This window comes from Paraburkholderia solisilvae (assembly GCF_902859875.1).
GTDB classification, from domain to species: domain Bacteria; phylum Pseudomonadota; class Gammaproteobacteria; order Burkholderiales; family Burkholderiaceae; genus Paraburkholderia; species Paraburkholderia solisilvae.
Window position 1 is genome coordinate 42,068 of sequence record NZ_CADIKF010000029.1, and the last position, 15,504, is coordinate 57,571.

At 64.4% G+C, this 15,504-nt stretch carries 15 protein-coding genes and 1 pseudogene; 7 read left to right on the forward strand and 9 right to left on the reverse strand.

Annotation, left to right across the window (positions count from 1 at the left end; translation table 11 throughout):
• Positions 1–100: 100 nt before the first annotated feature.
• Positions 101–751 (reverse strand): annotated as a pseudogene (locus HV675_RS18480) (sterol desaturase family protein); the annotation flags it as partial.
• A gap of 473 nt (positions 752–1,224) precedes the next feature.
• The gene (locus HV675_RS18485) at positions 1,225–1,836 is read right to left on the reverse strand and encodes a histidine phosphatase family protein (RefSeq protein ID WP_175112385.1); all 612 of its coding nucleotides are present in this window, start codon (positions 1,834–1,836) and stop codon (positions 1,225–1,227) included.
• Positions 1,837–2,066: 230 nt separating this feature from the next.
• Here HV675_RS18485 and HV675_RS32770 point away from each other — a divergent pair, with 230 nt between their 5' ends.
• Together HV675_RS32770 and HV675_RS18490 are read left to right on the forward strand one after the other, a co-directional pair.
• On the forward strand, positions 2,067–2,195 hold the full coding sequence (locus HV675_RS32770; RefSeq protein ID WP_281364076.1) for a hypothetical protein: 129 nt from the start codon (positions 2,067–2,069) through the stop codon (positions 2,193–2,195).
• 55 nt (positions 2,196–2,250) lie between these two features.
• On the forward strand, positions 2,251–2,628 hold the full coding sequence (locus HV675_RS18490) for a hypothetical protein (protein ID WP_246270376.1): 378 nt from the start codon (positions 2,251–2,253) through the stop codon (positions 2,626–2,628).
• Between the two features lie 62 nt (positions 2,629–2,690).
• Here the strand turns inward: HV675_RS18490 and HV675_RS18495 are convergent, their stop codons facing one another.
• Together HV675_RS18495 and HV675_RS18500 are read right to left on the reverse strand one after the other, a co-directional pair.
• On the reverse strand, positions 2,691–3,443 hold the full coding sequence (locus tag HV675_RS18495; protein ID WP_246270378.1) for a DUF2182 domain-containing protein: 753 nt from the start codon (positions 3,441–3,443) through the stop codon (positions 2,691–2,693).
• A 108-nt stretch (positions 3,444–3,551) separates the two neighbouring features.
• The gene (locus HV675_RS18500; RefSeq protein ID WP_175112387.1) at positions 3,552–4,337 is read right to left on the reverse strand and encodes a DUF899 domain-containing protein; all 786 of its coding nucleotides are present in this window, start codon (positions 4,335–4,337) and stop codon (positions 3,552–3,554) included.
• Between the two features lie 132 nt (positions 4,338–4,469).
• On the opposite strand from HV675_RS18500, the gene HV675_RS18505 reads away from it, so the two are divergent.
• Positions 4,470–5,690 (forward strand): helix-turn-helix domain-containing protein, encoded by a 1,221-nt coding sequence (locus tag HV675_RS18505; protein ID WP_175112388.1) that lies wholly within the window; start codon positions 4,470–4,472, stop codon positions 5,688–5,690.
• 18 nt (positions 5,691–5,708) lie between these two features.
• Here HV675_RS18505 and HV675_RS18510 read toward each other — a convergent pair whose 3' ends face one another.
• Together HV675_RS18510 and HV675_RS18515 are read right to left on the reverse strand one after the other, a co-directional pair.
• The gene (locus tag HV675_RS18510; RefSeq protein ID WP_175112389.1) at positions 5,709–6,083 is read right to left on the reverse strand and encodes an ASCH domain-containing protein; all 375 of its coding nucleotides are present in this window, start codon (positions 6,081–6,083) and stop codon (positions 5,709–5,711) included.
• On the reverse strand, positions 6,061–7,110 hold the full coding sequence (locus tag HV675_RS18515; protein WP_175112390.1) for a GNAT family N-acetyltransferase: 1,050 nt from the start codon (positions 7,108–7,110) through the stop codon (positions 6,061–6,063). The genes HV675_RS18510 and HV675_RS18515 overlap by 23 nt, the downstream gene beginning before the upstream one ends.
• 157 nt (positions 7,111–7,267) lie before the next feature.
• Between HV675_RS18515 and HV675_RS18520 the strand changes: the two genes are divergently transcribed.
• The 3 genes from HV675_RS18520 (at position 7,268) to HV675_RS18530 (ending at position 9,597) form a co-directional block, all read left to right on the forward strand.
• Positions 7,268–7,423, forward strand: coding sequence for a hypothetical protein (locus tag HV675_RS18520; RefSeq protein WP_175112391.1), 156 nt, complete (start codon positions 7,268–7,270; stop codon positions 7,421–7,423).
• Between the two features lie 67 nt (positions 7,424–7,490).
• Positions 7,491–8,753, forward strand: coding sequence for an MFS transporter (locus HV675_RS18525; RefSeq protein WP_175112392.1), 1,263 nt, complete (start codon positions 7,491–7,493; stop codon positions 8,751–8,753).
• Positions 8,754–8,961: 208 nt separating this feature from the next.
• On the forward strand, positions 8,962–9,597 hold the full coding sequence (locus HV675_RS18530; RefSeq protein WP_175112393.1) for an outer membrane protein assembly factor BamB family protein: 636 nt from the start codon (positions 8,962–8,964) through the stop codon (positions 9,595–9,597).
• Positions 9,598–9,856: 259 nt separating this feature from the next.
• Here the strand turns inward: HV675_RS18530 and HV675_RS18535 are convergent, their stop codons facing one another.
• Positions 9,857–10,762 (reverse strand): TauD/TfdA dioxygenase family protein, encoded by a 906-nt coding sequence (locus HV675_RS18535; protein ID WP_246270379.1) that lies wholly within the window; start codon positions 10,760–10,762, stop codon positions 9,857–9,859.
• A gap of 260 nt (positions 10,763–11,022) precedes the next feature.
• Positions 11,023–12,780, reverse strand: coding sequence for a SulP family inorganic anion transporter (locus HV675_RS18540; protein ID WP_175112395.1), 1,758 nt, complete (start codon positions 12,778–12,780; stop codon positions 11,023–11,025).
• Positions 12,781–13,258: 478 nt separating this feature from the next.
• Here HV675_RS18540 and HV675_RS18545 point away from each other — a divergent pair, with 478 nt between their 5' ends.
• Complete coding sequence (locus HV675_RS18545) at positions 13,259–14,200, forward strand: histone deacetylase family protein (protein ID WP_175112396.1); 942 nt, start codon at positions 13,259–13,261, stop codon at positions 14,198–14,200.
• Between the two features lie 331 nt (positions 14,201–14,531).
• Here HV675_RS18545 and HV675_RS18550 read toward each other — a convergent pair whose 3' ends face one another.
• Positions 14,532–15,422 (reverse strand): LysR substrate-binding domain-containing protein, encoded by an 891-nt coding sequence (locus tag HV675_RS18550; RefSeq protein WP_175112397.1) that lies wholly within the window; start codon positions 15,420–15,422, stop codon positions 14,532–14,534.
• Between the last annotated feature and the right edge of the window lie 82 nt (positions 15,423–15,504).

The window sequence follows — 15,504 nt, forward strand, 5'->3', positions numbered from 1 at the left end:
GCTCGAATTCGACGACGAACGGATTGCGCGTACGGGTCGGCGTGACGAGGCCGTAACGGCACGGCAGATCCTTGCGCTCGGCCACGTAGGTGCCGAAGATCCGGTCGAATACGATCAGCACGCCGCCATAGTTCGCATCGAGATACTCGAGATTCGACGCATGGTGCACGCGGTGGGCGGACGGCGTGTTGATCACATATTCGAGCCAGCCGAGCTTCGGCGTCCAGGTGTTGTGAATCCAGAACTGATACCAGAGGTTGATCGACAGCGTCAGCATCGCGATCTCGGGACGCACGCCGAGCCAGACGAGCGGCAGAAAGAACAGGCCCATGCCGGAGAATTTCGTGGTCCAGCCGAGCCGGTACGCGGTCGCGAGCGTCAACTGGTTCGGCGAGTGGTGCACCGCGTGCGTCGCCCACATCAGCCGCATGCGATGCGCGGTGCGGTGATACCAGTAGTAGCAGAACTCCTGCGCGAGAAAGACCGTGAAAAACATCGGCACCGCGGGCATCGCGACCGTGTGAATGCGGTGATGCCACGCGAACGCGAGCAGCGGCGCCGCCAGCGACAGCGGCACCAGATCGATCAGCTTGCGGCCGACCATGTCGATCAGCGAGAGCCGCATTTCATTCCAGTCGAACGGTTCGCCGCCGCGATGGCGGCTTCGCCAGTTCAGCACGAATGCTTCGATCAGAGAAATGCCGACGAAGGCCAGCGACACGATGTAGGTGAGCGTCAGGGAGTGTGCCATGATGAAAGAGAGATCGACAGGTTCAGGGCCGGGGTCTGGCGCGTCGGCTGGCTGAATCGTTGCGTGCACACCGTCGCGTCCCACGCAGGCACTCTAGAAAGCGGCGCGGTTAAAAGCCATCGACAAACTATGTCGCGATGTTTCACCGCCGCGGGCGCGTGCGCGGGCGCGGCTATGCGGGCGCGCGGCAGCGCGCCGTGACATACGGCGACATATTTTTCATGAGAAGGCGTGAGCCGGGCGAGCCGTCGAATCCGCGTGCGCACACCAAGGGGTCGCGCTATGGCGGTCGCTTGGCTGCGGAGCGGATGCGACAGCTGCCAGCGCATTGGCTAGTCAAGACAGCGTCACACTCGCCACGCACATCGCGCTCGCGCCGCACGCACCGAGCGCGGCAGCGTGGCCTGATGAATGGCAGCGCGAAAAAACCGAAGCAGCGAAGCAGGAAAACGAAAGAAAACGCCTGCGCCGTGTCAACCGTGAGTGGACGGCAGCGTGTTCCACCTTCGAATCGCGCGCGTGTCGCGCTCGAAGCCGAGAATGCTGACGGACGCGGTATCGAGATACAGATGCGCGCCGAACGTAACCGCATTCGCTATCCAGCATCCGGCAAGCGAGCGCAAGAAATGCGAATGCGAAAAGAGCGCAATGCGTCCCGGCATCGCCAGCAGGCGCTCGATCAGTGCGGACGCGCGCGCCTGCACCTGGGCAGCGCTCTCGCCTTGCGGAATCGGCGAATGCCACACCGCCCAATCGGGCACGCTCTCGTGAATCTCCGGGGTGGTGCGACCTTCGTAGATGCCGTAATCCCACTCGCGCAATTCGGGCTCCACTTCGACGCGTTCGCCGAGGCCTGCCAGCCGGCATGTATCGAGCGCCCGCATGCGCGGGCTCGACAGCACCGCATCGAAGTGCACGTCGCGCAGCAACGGCAGCAGTGCGCGCGCCTGTTCGCATCCATGTTCGGTGAGCGGGATATCGGTGCGTCCGGTGTGTTTGCCGTTGAGGCTCCACTCCGTTTCGCCATGACGGATCAGCCAGATTTCGCGGTGGCCGGCTGTGTCGTGCTGGAGAGCGGTGTTCATCGTCTGACTCCGTGCTGGATATCTGCTTGCGATACTGGCCTGATGCCTGTCCGACATCTGCCCGACATCCGCCGGGCATCGTTCGGCGCCGCATCGCGGCGCTGCGCGGCGCGCGCCGCGCGAACGCGCAAGCGCGCGGACCTCGATTCTATGACAGCGGCACATTCAACGCCGCCGCACCGGGGAATGCCTGATGCAGATTGGCACAAACCGTCGCGCGCGGACCCTCTATGCTGGCGAAATTGCCCACGGGCAGCTATACCGTTTACGCGCGGTACAAGACGGAAGAACAGCATCAGGCCGTTACCGTGTCCGGCAGCGGGCATCAGCGCCTGTCGTTCCGTTTCGGCATCCAGTGATGCCATGCACGTTGCATCGCACCGGGAGAACATCATGCGGCCACATTCAATCCGAATGACTATCGCGATCGTCGCTTGCGGCGTGCTGGGCGCGTGCGCGTCGCCACAGGAACGCGCGAGCGAAAAAGACGACATGCTGGCAGCCGCGGGCTTCACGATCCTTCCGGCCAATACGCCCGAGCGCAGGCTCCAGCTGCAGACGCTGCCGCCCAATCGCGTCGTGCAGAAGATGCAAGGTTCGCGCGTGGTCTTTCTTTATGCGGACCCTTATGCGTGCGGCTGCCTTTATATCGGCGACCAGAACGCGTGGGATACCTACCGGCGCCAGCAGTTCCAGGCCAACCTCGCGCGCGAGCAGCAGATGACCGCGCAGATGAATGAGGAAGCCGCGTGGGATTGGGGTCCATGGGGGCCGGGGTGGTGGCGGTATTGAAGCGACGTGCCGCATCCGAGCGGTTCATTTACCGGGTTTGATCGGGTGATTCTATCGGCACATTACGTGCCGGTAGCAGCAACGCGCACGAACATCAGCAAGCCGACCATGACGATCACCGCGCCGATAACGCGCGCAACAGATTCGCCTTGCGGCGCGAGACGCTCGGCGGTAGTCGCCACGGTCACGGCTGCCATTGCGCGCAGATCGATCATGCCGGCAGCGAGCAGCACGATCATCAGACCCGCACAGCAGCCCGCACAATGCAGCCCGTGGCGCACACCGGTCCGCCAGGCGGCGCCGATCTCCGGCGGCAATGCCTGGGCACAAGCGAATGCGGGCCGGCAGCTAGCGAGCAGATGCGCCTTCCACGCGCTGAACTGCAGCATGCCGGCCATCAGCAGGACGGCGCCGAGCGCAAGCGGACCGGTGCGCGCAAGCGCGGGCCATTGCCATGCGAGCGCGGCGAGCGCCGCACCCGGCGGAAACACGGCCGCGCCGAGCGCGGCCCAAACCACGAAGTAACCGATGCCGACCGCCGCGGTCAATCGTGCCGCGCGCGCATGCGCGTGGCCCAAACGGCCGACCGCCTCGTGATAACGCCATAGCACCGGCGCAAGCGATGGCAGCATCATCGCGACCATCATCACGATCCACATGCCGACGAACGACATCGCGGCGCGCGGCCACGATTGCCCGCACATCCGCGACCATGCGATCGACATCGACCAGCCGCCGGGCATCGGCATCTCGCCCGCCGTCGACATCGACACACAGCCGATCACCGTCAGCACAGCGCTCGCGATGAACAGCAACGCGCAGACGCCGACGAACGCGCGCCGCGACGCTCGCCGTGGTGTACCACGCGCTGCAAGCGCTACGGCCGATGGCCGGGCAATGGTTGTGCGGACAACGTTCACGGTTCACCCCGCTGCTTTGGCGTTGCGGTCGCGGTCGTACTCGTCATGCCGGCGCCACCAGACCCCCGTTTCGTTGCGCCCCTTCGGCGCGCGGTCGAGCCACTGATACATGCCCCACACGCTGTCGACGCCGCGCGCATACGTCGAATACGCGTGGTAGACGACGCCGTCTTCGAGCACGAAGGTGCTGAGTCCCGGTCTGTCTTGCGCATAGGTCGCCGCATCCGTGCCGCAGCGCGCGGCGAACTCGGCAACCGGCGCCGGCGGCGGTGTCATATCCATCGCGTGGCCGCCACGCTCGTAGTTGTATTCGACCGCACCGCTCTTCTGCTGCTCGGCGGTAAACGACACGTTGAAATCGAAGTTGAAGTCGCTGTCGAGCGACGACGCCCACGGAAACGTCCAGCCCATGCGCTGCCTGTACGCATGCAGCTTCGCAAGCGGCGCGCGCGACACGGCCATCAGCATCACGTCGTGGTGCGCCAGATGCACCGCGATGCCGTCGAATCCGTCGGCAATCGCCGAGCACGACGGGCAGCCGGCCTTGTAGTCCGGCCCGAACATGAAGTGATAGACGATCAGTTGCGAGCGCCCTCTGAAAAGATCGGGCAGCGTCGCACTGCCTTGATCGGTGTCGAACCGGTAGGTCTGGTCGACACGCACCCACGGCAGCGCCTGACGCTGCTGCGCGAGTTCGTCGCCACGCCGGGTATAGGCCTTTTCCGCTTCAAGCAGTTCGAGCCGCGCAGCGAGCCATTGCTCGCGGGTTGCGGTTGGATGTGTCGTCATCTTTCGTCCCTCCTTTAGGTATCCTGTGACGGATGTCGGATTGCCGAAGCAGCACAATGCCGCAGTCGTGAAGCCAGATTAGCTGGCCTGATCGCAACCAGGGGAGTGACAAGTGTGTCGGGATTCGTCTGAATGGATTCGTTGATCACCTCGGCCGCGCGCGCCCTTGCAGCCGGCGATCCGCTCGGCGCACTCAATCGCGTGGCGTTGCGCGACGACGCGCCCGCGCTCGCACTGCGCGGCATTGCGATGGCGCAGCTTGGCGAGCTGGCTCGCGCGAAGGCGCTGGTGCGCAGCGCGGCGCGAGCGTTCGGCGCGAAAGAGGCGGTCGCGCGAGCGCGCTGCGTGGTCGCCGAAGCGGAAATCGCACTCGCATCGCGCGATCTCGGCTGGCCCGCGAAAGCGCTCGACGCGGCGCGGGCGACGCTCGAGGCGCACGGCGACCGCGTGAACGCCGCGCATGCGCGCTACCTCGCGGTGCGGCGGCTGCTGCTGATCGGGCGCCTCGACGATGCTGAGGCTTTGCTTGCCGGACTCGAGCCCACGCCGCTGCCGCCCGCGTTGAGCGCGGCGCACGAACTGGTGGTGGCGGGTATCGCGATGCGCCGCTTGCGCAGCGGCCCGGCACGCGCGGCGCTCGCCCGCGCGGCGCATGCGGCGCGCGTGGCCGGCATTGCGGCGCTAAGCGCGGAGGTGGAAAGCGCATCGCGGGTGCTGGATGCGCCCGCCGCCCGTAGCATTACGGGCGGCAACGAAAAGGCGTTGCTGCTCGACGAGGTGGAAGCGCTGCTGAAGTCGGACGCGCTCGTGATCGATGCGTGCCGTTATGCCGTGCGCGATGCGGATACGGTGGTGCCGCTCGCGCGGCGGCCGGTGCTGTTCACGCTGGCGCGCGCACTCGCCGAAGCGTGGCCCGGCGATGTGCCGCGCGACACGCTGATCGCGCGCGCGTTCCGTACGAAGCACGCGGACGACACGCATCGCGCGCGATTGCGCGTCGAGCTCGGGCGCTTGCGCGCGATATTGCGCCCGCTCGCCGGCGTGCACGCGACCGCACGCGGCTTCGCGCTGGCGCCGCGCAGGCCGCGCGAAGTGGTGGTGCTTGCGCAGCCGGTCGAAGGCGAGCACGCGGCGATGCTCGCATTTCTGTCGGATGGCGAAGCGTGGTCGAGCTCGGCGCTCGCGCTTGCGCTGGGCGCAAGCCAGCGGACCGTGCAGCGCGCACTCGAATCGCTCGCGCGCGGCGGCAAGGTGCAGTCGTTCGGACGCGGCCGCGCGCAGCGCTGGATGACGCCGGCCGTGCCGGGGTTTTCGGCGGTGTTGCTGCTGGCTGGGGCGTTGCCGGATGCGTAGCACCTGGAGGAAACGCGTCTACGACACATAGCAGAAGGATTGGGGCGCGACGCCGCTTTCCAGCACGGACGGCAACTCAAGCGGCTTCTCGTAGCGCCGCGCATCCTTCACCTTGATCGCGTGCGCGACCTCACGCCCGGCGAAATACTCGTTGAAGAACCGCTTCGTAATGCCGGAAAACCCCTTGGTACGAGACCACAGTTTGCGAGGCGATTCGGAGATGAATCCGTCAATATCGAACTCGCCGACAACCTTTCCCACCGGCTTCGTGGCATAGATCAGGGCGGTCTTTACGCCTGACGCCTTCGGAAGCGCCTTTCTGAATTCGAAATGCTTTTCTCCGAGAAGGATCTTCTCGGCAAATTCGGGCTTAATGGATAACAAGACTTTCATGCACACCCCCTTGTCTAATGATGTTGAGAAACTGCGCATGGGTAAGGGGCAGAAAGCCCCAATACGCGCTTGCGTCCAGTCCGGCATTTTCAATCATCGCGCCACGCGTGATTCGCTTCTTCAACGCGATGTTGTATGTAAAACGGATCACATAAGGATAACGCCGGGTCGCCCAGAAGCGGCTTAACTCGTCTTCCGTGAAGACGCTGTACGGTCTGCAATAGACTAGAAACGCATCGCGGGATGGAAAAGAGTGGATCGAACGAAATTCTTCGACGACGCAAACCGACGTCGCAACGGAGCGATGATGAGCGGCCCCCAGCCCGTCGGAGGTTCGGTAAATTAACAGCACGTCGCCGAGCCTGAGCGCGTCCACGCCCCTCATTGCAGTGAGATACACCTTATGGATGCTATTGGTATGCGAAACGTCCTGCACGATGTCCGCAGTTTCCGTCTTGAGAATCGAGTCCGGTAGCAAGCGCGTATGCCATTCAGGCTTTAGCGAAAGCAGATACGCTCGTTGACCGGCAAGCCTCACGACCGGGTACCGCGCGACGACATCGTCATGAACGTCGCAGAGCCGTTTGACGAACACCGATTCAATGCCATTGACAGATGTCTTGGACGCGCGCCGGATGAAGCCGTAGCGCTCTAACAGCGCGATCAACGCGGCATGCTCGTCGAAGACCGTCACATAGATCTCCTGGACACCTTCGTAGGTCGCATGATCGAAAATCTTCTTGATAAACCGTTCACCGAGTTTCGTACCATGCGCGTTGATCTTGAGCGTTCCGATTTTTAAGCGTTTGGCAGCTGGCAACACTGGATCGACATCGGAAACGGCGCCTTCCTCAATCTTTATGTACAGAAAGCCATCGATAGCACCATTCTGGTTTGTGAAAACGTAAGCAGTATCTTGATTTTTTCTGACAAACCATTCCGAGAACTCGGAATAGCTAGCTTTAAGCGAGTCAAAGAACGGATCGTTCAGGTCGATATCTCGAAAGTATTTACGCTCAAGCAGCATTTTCCCCCCTATTTTTAGTGTGGAATCCTCATATCTATGATGTGATAAAGCGGAGGATATTGGAAGGCGCGGGCACAGTGAAATCGATCAGACGTTGGGCCCCGCCTTCGAGTCAGACCATGCGGTCGTGGCAACGATATCGGACCGCAGCCGAGCGGTGGCCGACCTGAGTGATGCCTATCAGCATCAATTCATCACAAATCAGAATGCATCGAATCTCATCAATTCATTTTTTATGATGCGGGTTGACGCCTATCCTGTGTGGGTCGCCAGCGCGCATCGCGTCACGGGTCGCGCCGCCAGCATTCAGTGAAATGACGTGATGTCATCGACGTCCTCCCGCGTGCGGCGCGGCATGGACTGACCAACACGAGGGTCCCATGGCACTTTCCGCCGACGCACTCGAACCGGCGCACGCACCGCAATCCGAACCCGCCAGCTACGTGCTGCGCAACCAGTCGTACTGGCAACGCAATCTCGCCGTCTGCGTATTCGGCTCGTTCACCACGCTCGTCAGCCTGAGCATGCTGCTGCCGTTCCTGCCGTTGTACGTTGCGCAACTCGGCGTGAAGTCGCCGGCCGACGTCGTGCAATGGTCCGGCGTCTCGTTCGGCGCGACCTTCTTCGGCACCGCGATCACCGCGCCGATCTGGGGGCGTCTTGCCGATCGCTACGGCCGCAAACCGATGCTCGTGCGCGCGGCGCTCGGCATGGCGGTCGTGATGTCGCTGATCGGCATCGCGCACAGCGTCACCGAGCTCGTCGCGCTGCGCCTCGTGGCCGGCCTGGTCGGCGGGTACGCGTCGGCTTCCATCGTGATGATCGGCACGCAAGCGCCGCGCGAGCGCGCCGGATGGGCGCTCGGCGTGCTCTCCACCGGCGCGCTGTCAGGCAATCTGATCGGGCCGCTGGTCGGCGGCTTCCTGCCGGATCTGGTCGGCATTCGCGGCACGTTCTTCGTCGGCGGCGCAATGATCGCCGTCGCGGCCGCCGCGACCATCCTCTTCGTGCGCGAAGATTTCGACCGCCACGCCGATACGAAGCCCCGCAGCGACGCGACCGGCGAGCGCAGCCCGAACGCGCATCGCGCGGTCATCGCGTCGCTGCTCGTCACCGCGATGACGGTGCTGTTCGCCAATATGTCGATCGAGCCGATCATCACCGTGTACGTCGCCCAGCTCGGCGTGCCGCACGCACACCTCGCGCGCATGGCCGGCATCATCATGGCGGCATCCGCGTTCGGCAGCATGCTGACCGCGCCGCGCCTGGGTGCGCTCGCCGATCGCATCGGCAGCTGGAACGTGATCATCGGCTGCCTCGTGGTGACCGGCCTGCTGATGCTGCCGCAAGCGTTCGTCACGCACTGGTGGCAGTTGGCGCTGCTGCGCGGCCTGATGGGCATGACGATCGCGGGCCTGTTGCCGTCGATCGCGAAGATGGTGCGTCACCTCGTCGACGAAAGCCACTCGGGCAAGACGCTCGGCTATCTGCAATCGGCGCAATTCTCCGGACAGGTGATCGGCCCACTCGTCGGCGGCCAGATCGGCGCGCATGCGGGCCTGCATCAGGTGTTCTTCGTGACCGGCACGCTGCTCGTGTTGTGCGCGGCGTTGAACTACTGGATGCGTGCGCGTAGTGCTTAGTGCGTAACGCGTTGGGCGTTGGGCGCAGTGCATCGGGCGTCACGCCTCACGCATCAGGCCGGCGTGCCGATTCACGATTCGCGACGGTCTTGTTACTCCCCGGCGTCGCGGTCGAGCGGATAGGATGCCTGCATCGACACACCATCTGGACTCGCTGCACAATGCCAGCCAGGCGCTAAAGCGTTCACCAGACCCCACGGGAGACATCATGAAACGATCCGCCGCCGAAGTGCTTCACGAGTATGGCCCGTTCCCCGGCGTCGACAAGATAGGCGGCGTCACCTATGACGGTCAGCGCGTATGGATTGCGGCCGGCGCGACACTCAAGGCATTCGATCCGTCGACCGGCAACACGCTGCGCTCGATCGACGTCGCAGCCGACGCGGGCACCGCGTTCGACGGCCGGCACCTGTTTCAGATTGCCGATAGCCGCATCCAGAAGATCGACCCGGACACCGGCCGCGTGCTCGCGACCATTCCCGCGCCGGGCAATGGCGGCGATTCCGGCCTCACATGGGCCGAGGGCACGTTATGGGTCGGTGTGTACCGCGAACGCAAGATCCATCAGATCGATCCGCAGACCGGCGCGATTCTGCGCACGATCGAATCGAATCGCTTCGTCACCGGCGTCACGTGGGTCGACTCGGAACTCTGGCATGCGACGTGGGAAAACGACGCAAGCGAGTTGCGGCATGTGGATACGCAAACGGGAGAGGTGCTCGAAAAGCTCGATATGCCGTCGGGTATCGGCGTATCGGGACTCGAGTCGAACGGGGCCGACGTGTTCTATTGCGGCGGCGGCACGAGCGGCAAGGTGCGCGCAGTGCGCAAACCGAAGAAATAACGTTATACGAATCGCTTGGTTTGAGTGCGCCGGAGGAGCCGATAGAATGGTCTCGTCTCCTCTGTGAATCCAACGCTGCGTAAGTCACGGTCAGCGGTTCGACACTGACCGCGGTTTGTGCAGCGAGTCGACCGAAGTGGGCGCTTTAGCGCTTGCTTTGGCCAGTCTTTGGACATGGGTTTAGGTCCCGGTATCGATCGATGCCGGGACTTTTTTCTTTTTTGCCACACATGTCAACGAAGCGACGCCGCGCTACCGCTCAGAACGGCGCATCGCCTTCAATCGTCGTGCGGTACAGCTTGCGCCGCAGATGATCGGGCGTGCCCGCCGCGAGATGCATCAGCGAGCGGTTGTCCCAGAACACCATGTCGTGGTCGCGCCATTGATGCCGGTACACGTATTCGGCACGCACGCTGTGCGCGAACAGTTCGTCGAGCAGCACGCGGCTTTCGTCTTCCGGCAGACCGACGATGCGCGTCGTGAAATGCTCGCTGACGAACAGCGCCTTGCGGCCGGTTTCCGGATGCGTGCGCACCACCGGGTGCACCACCGGCTTCACTTCGGCGATCTGCTCCGGCGTCAGGTTCGGGCGCCACGGACTGCGCGCCTGCAATTCCGCATAGCGCGCGAGATACGTATGCTCGGCGCGCAGACCTTGAATCGCGTTGCGCAGCGCATCGGGCAGCGCGTCATACGCGGCGTGCATGTTCGCGAACAGCGTATCGCCGCCTTCGGCCGGCAGTTCCTGCGCGTGCAGCAGCGAGCCGAGGCTCGGCTTTTCCTTGTACGACAGATCCGAATGCCAGAAGTGGCCCGCGTCGCCGAGGCCGATCGGCTTGCCGTTCTCGACGATGTTCGAGACGATCAGCATCTCCGGGTGCGCGGGCAGCGCAAACTGATGCAGCACGTGTTTCTGCAGCGGGCCGAAACGGCGACTGAATGCGACGTGCTGCTCCGGCGTGATGCGCTGGTCGCGGAACACCACGACGTGGTAATCGAGGTGCGCGCGGTGGATACGCGCGAAGTCATGGTCGGCGAGCGGTTTCGATAGATCGAGACCGATCACTTCGGCGCCGAGCGGCGCGTCGAACGCGACGATGTCGAAATCCTGCTGAAGCCGGGCCGATGGATTCGCGGACTGCTCGGCGAGCGCGGGCGTGGACACGAACAACACTCCATCGAAAGAAAACGACCAATCTACGGCCGCATGTTGCTGCGCGTCAACGATGCAAATAGGATACGTTTATTCCGGAATGGCATAAGGGCCTGGCGTAGCGCAGCGGCGCGGCCGCGCGGCGGGCTCTCAGGTGTCCCGTCGGTCGTCCCTCAAGTCACGCGTTTGAGTCGCGTCCTCAGTTGGCCCCTCAGTTGGCCCCTCAGTTGCCCCCCCCAGTTGACCCCTCAGTCGCCCCATCCGTCGCGCCCTCACTCGTCCCAGTCGCGCCACTCGACGTCGTGCTGCTCGAGATACGCGTCGACCGCCACGCCGAGCGTCGGAAACGTGCGTTCAGCGATCAGCCCCGCGGACATGCCGTAGCGGACCAGCAGATCCTTCACCGGCCCCTTCAGCTCCGCGAAGTAGATCCCGATATTCTTGTCCTTCAGTTCGTCACGCAGTTCGCGCAAAATGCCGGCCGCGGTCACGTCGACATCGGTGATCGGCTCGGCCGCGACGACGAGCCAGTTGGTCGGCGTATCCGCTGCCGCGATCGCCCGCCAGACGCGATCGCGAAAGATCTCCGCATTCGCGAAAAATAGCGGCGCGTCCCAGCGAAACAGCACGAGCCCCGGAATGCGGCGCGCATCCGGATGGCGCGACACGTCGTGATAGCCCTTGCGTCCTTCGACGCGGCCGAGCACCGCATCGTACGGCCGCCACGCGCGCCACACGAAAGCGAGCAGCGCAAGACCGATCGCGATGAAAATGCCTTGAATCACGCCGACCAGCGCGACACCGGCAAAACAGGCGATCGACTGCAAAAACTCGCTGGGCCGCAAGCGCAGCAGCGCGGCCACCGCGCGCAGTTCGAACAGCCCGATCGCCGCCGCGATCACCACCGCGGCGAGCGCGGCCGTCGGCAAGGTGCGCAGCAACGCCGGCGCGAACATCAGCAACGCGGCAACACAGAGTGCGGCAATCACGCCGGTCAACTGCGAGCGCGCGCCCGACGATTCGGCGACTGCCGTGCGCGACGAACTGCTCGTCACCGGAAACCCCTGAAACAGGCCGGCCACGATATTGGCGGCGCCGAGCGCCACCAGTTCCTGATCGCGATCGACCTGTTGCCGGGTGCGGCCGGCAAATACGCGCGACAGCACGCTGATGTCTGCCAGCGAAATCAGCGCGACCGCGATCGCACCGGGCAGCAGATCGATCACCTGCTGCAGCGACACCCATGGCACCGCCACGTGCGGCAAGCCGCGCGGCAGACTGCCGACGATCGGCACCTGCGCGGTTCGATCGAGCGCGAACACCGCGACGGCCACCGCGGCGCCGGCGACCGCGACCAGGATGCCGGGAATGCGCGGCGCCCAACGCTTGCAGCCGAAGATCACTGCGAGGCTCGCCACACCGAGCACGCACGCGACCCAGTTGATCTTGCCGTCCAGCACGCCGCGCACGAACCCGGCGGCCTCCGCGGGCAGACTGCTGCCATCGACACCGAAACCCAGCAGCTTCGGCGCCTGGCCGATCACAACGGTCAGCGCGACGCCGTTCAGATAGCCATCGCGAATCGGCTTCGATAAAAGGTCGGTCACGAAGCCGAGGCGAAACAGGCCGACCAGCACGCACAGGATGCCCGACAGCACGGCCAGCATGCTGGCCGCGACGATCAGCCGCTCAGGCTGCGTGCCGGCGATCGGCAGGATGATCGACGCGATCAGCGCGCCGAGCGCGGAATCGGGACCGAGCACGAGAAACCGGCTCGGCCCGAACAGCGCATAGGCGAAGGTGCAGGCGATGGTCGCATAGAGCCCGAAAATCGGCGGCAGGTGCGCCGCTTCCGCGTAACCCATGCCGGCCGGCACGAGCACCGACGTCAGCACGATGCCGGACACGATATCGCTGCGCAGCCAGTCGCGCCGGTACGCGCGCACTGTCGCAAGGCCCGGCAGCCGCTGCAGCCAGCGCTGATGCCGGAGCATGCGCGCCGCGGTTGCGCCGTTCGAGCTCGAACTCATTCGACTTCTCCCGCGCAAGGGCCCGGCGCGCCGCGCGCGAGGCCAGATCGGCAAACGTTCGCACAATGAGGCATGCGGTTGAACCGGCTGACGCGGTAAGCTGCGGTTCAATCAGGTCTATCAAAGAACGTCTAGAACAAAGTGACCGAAAGGTCAAAATGAATCGTCGGCGCCGCAATGTTCGCAAAGCGCTGCGTTGATCGGATCAGTCCGGATCGGATCGTTTCGTTTCGTTTCGTTTCGGCACGCGCCGCAGCGGTCGCCCAATGTAACGAGTTGAGCAGGTTCATAAACGAAAGGCTATAGCGTGCCAAAGTTTGTTTGATTATTCGCGACGCCGCGCGCCGCCCTACACTCGTCGGATTGACGCGAGGCGGGGTTCGGTCGCGACGCGTGGCGCCGCGAACCGGCCTCGCCTTCCCCGCAACCTCCCGATGCACAGGAGATGAGATGCCGGCCCGCCCGGTCATCAGCCCCCATGTCCCCGACCCTTGTCTATACCCACGACGCCTGTCTGAACCATCAACCCGGCCCGGGCCATCCCGAGTCGCCCGAACGGCTGAAGACCGTGTTGCGCACGTTGCGCGCGCCGGAATTCGCGGCGCTCGAATGGCGCGACGCGCCGCTCGGCACGCTCGAACAGGTCGAACTCGTCCATAGCCGCGACTTTATCGACGAAGTCGCGGAGATCGCGCCGAAGCAGGGCTACATGCCGCTCGATGCGGGCGACACGGTGATGTCGCCGGGTTCATGGGAAGCCGTGATGCGCTGTGTCGGCGCGGCCTGCGCGGGCGTCGATGCGGTGCTCAACGGCGATGCGCGCAATGTGTTCTGCGCGACGCGCCCGTGCGGACACCATGCCGAACCGTCGCGCGCAATGGGCTTTTGCATCTTCAATCAGGCAGCGATCGCGGCGGCATACGCGTACGAGGTGCACAAGCTCGAACGTGTCGCCGTGGTCGACTTCGACGTGCATCACGGCAACGGCACGCAAGCCGCGTTCTTCCACCGGCCCGAGCTCTTCTATGCATCGAGCCATCAGTCGCCGCTCTATCCGGGCACCGGCGCCGCATCCGAAACCGGCGTCGCGCACAACATCGTCAATGTGCCGCTGCCTACGGGCTGCGATTCCGCGCTGTTCCGCTTGCGCATCTCGGCTGAGATGCTGCCTGCCGTGCGCGACTTCAATCCGGAGCTGATCATCATCTCGGCCGGGTTCGATGCACACCGGCTCGATCCGCTTGCCGGGCTCGGTCTCGATGACGACGACTTCCATTGGGTCACACGCGAGCTCGTGAAGATCGCCGATGAGACCTGCGGCGGCCACGTCGTGTCGATTCTCGAAGGCGGCTACAGCATGGAAGGTCTCGCGAACGGCACGCGCGCGCATGTGCGGGCGCTGATGGGCGCGCGAGACTGAACTGAAAGCGCTGCTGGTAGACAGCTGCCTGCCGCGCCGTCGGCGCGGCAGGCGTGAAAAACGCCGCTTGACGCGGCGAATTCATGCTTGTCGAAGGCTCGCTACACCGCCGCCGCGGTCTGCTCGCGCGGCCACCGATGCGCAGGGTCGCGATGCGAGCGCTCATGCCAGAGCATCATCGACATCTAACGGCGGCACGCATCACATTCCCGCGCTCACATTGCGTGAGGAGATCGCGCCGCAGAAAACCGGCTTTGCCGCGCACATCGCCGAACCCGTGGACTAAATCGGGCGCCGCGGCGCACGCATCACGCGCCTGGCCGGCGTTGACCTAGCCGGCGTTGATCTCGTCGAGCACCGTCTCGAGCACGATCTCCGTCAGGCGGCGCACGACGGGCCGCGGGGCCGTTTCGGTTCGATGCAGCGACAATGGAACCGGCGGCAGCACGGGCAGCCCCGTCGCAAGCGGATCGAGCACGGTAAGCGTGCGCGGCATCGCGATCGTCGTGCGTACGGTGATGCCGAAGCCCGCTTCGGCCGCGGCCCACAGCCCGGACAGACTCGGGCTCGTGAACGCGAGCCGCCACGGAATGCTCGCCTCGTCGAGCGCGGCGATGCCGGCGGCCCTGAACGAGCACGGCGGCTCGAACGCGACGAGCGGCAACGGTTCCGCGCCGAGGCCGCGGATATTGCCCGAATCCGGCCGGCCGACCCATGAGATCGACAGGTTCGCGACCCACTCGGCGTGCGGCGTGCCGGGGTTGTTGCCCCACGCGAGCGCAACATCGAGATCGCCTTTGAGCGTCTTTTCGATCAGCCGTGCGCTGCCGTCGACTTGCACTTCGACGCGCACTTTCGGATGCGCCCTCGCAAAACGCCCGAGCACCTGCGGCAAAAACGTATCGGCAAAGTCCTGCGGCAGACCGAGCCGGACCCATCCTTCGAGATCCGCGCCGCGAATCGTCTCCACCGCTTCGTCGTTCAGTTCGAGCAGACGCTTCGCATAGCTGAGCAGCGATTCGCCTGCGGTGGTGAGCGCGAGACCCCGTCCCGACTTCTGCACGAGCGGCGTGCCGATCTGCTCTTCCAGCTTGTGCAATTGCGCGCTGATGGCCGATTGCGAACGGCCGAGCCGGTCCGCCGCGCGCGCGAAGCTGCCGAGTTCGAAGCCCAACACGAAGGTGCGCAGCACATCCATATCGAGGTTGGTGCGAGCCGCCATAGTTCGATTTTTCCGATCTGTCAGTTTGAAAGTTTGCGATATTCGTGAATCGTATTCTTCCGTATTCTTGGCGCCATGCACG

Bases quoted from the DNA above. Each gene is read 5' to 3' on its own strand.
- HV675_RS18490 (WP_246270376.1), top strand. From the start codon at position 2,251: ATGACTATCGCGATCGTCGCTTGCGGCGTGCTGGGCGCGTGCGCGTCG.
- HV675_RS18545 (WP_175112396.1), top strand. From the start codon at position 13,259: ATGTCCCCGACCCTTGTCTATACCCACGACGCCTGTCTGAACCATCAA.
- HV675_RS18485 (WP_175112385.1), bottom strand. From the start codon at position 1,836: ATGAACACCGCTCTCCAGCACGACACAGCCGGCCACCGCGAAATCTGG.
- HV675_RS18505 (WP_175112388.1), top strand. From the start codon at position 4,470: ATGGATTCGTTGATCACCTCGGCCGCGCGCGCCCTTGCAGCCGGCGAT.
- HV675_RS18510 (WP_175112389.1), bottom strand. From the start codon at position 6,083: ATGAAAGTCTTGTTATCCATTAAGCCCGAATTTGCCGAGAAGATCCTT.
- HV675_RS18530 (WP_175112393.1), top strand. From the start codon at position 8,962: ATGAAACGATCCGCCGCCGAAGTGCTTCACGAGTATGGCCCGTTCCCC.
- HV675_RS18525 (WP_175112392.1), top strand. From the start codon at position 7,491: ATGGCACTTTCCGCCGACGCACTCGAACCGGCGCACGCACCGCAATCC.
- HV675_RS32770 (WP_281364076.1), top strand. From the start codon at position 2,067: ATGCTGGCGAAATTGCCCACGGGCAGCTATACCGTTTACGCGCGGTAC.
- HV675_RS18500 (WP_175112387.1), bottom strand. From the start codon at position 4,337: ATGACGACACATCCAACCGCAACCCGCGAGCAATGGCTCGCTGCGCGG.
- HV675_RS18550 (WP_175112397.1), bottom strand. From the start codon at position 15,422: ATGGCGGCTCGCACCAACCTCGATATGGATGTGCTGCGCACCTTCGTG.
- HV675_RS18515 (WP_175112390.1), bottom strand. From the start codon at position 7,110: ATGCTGCTTGAGCGTAAATACTTTCGAGATATCGACCTGAACGATCCG.
- HV675_RS18540 (WP_175112395.1), bottom strand. From the start codon at position 12,780: ATGAGTTCGAGCTCGAACGGCGCAACCGCGGCGCGCATGCTCCGGCAT.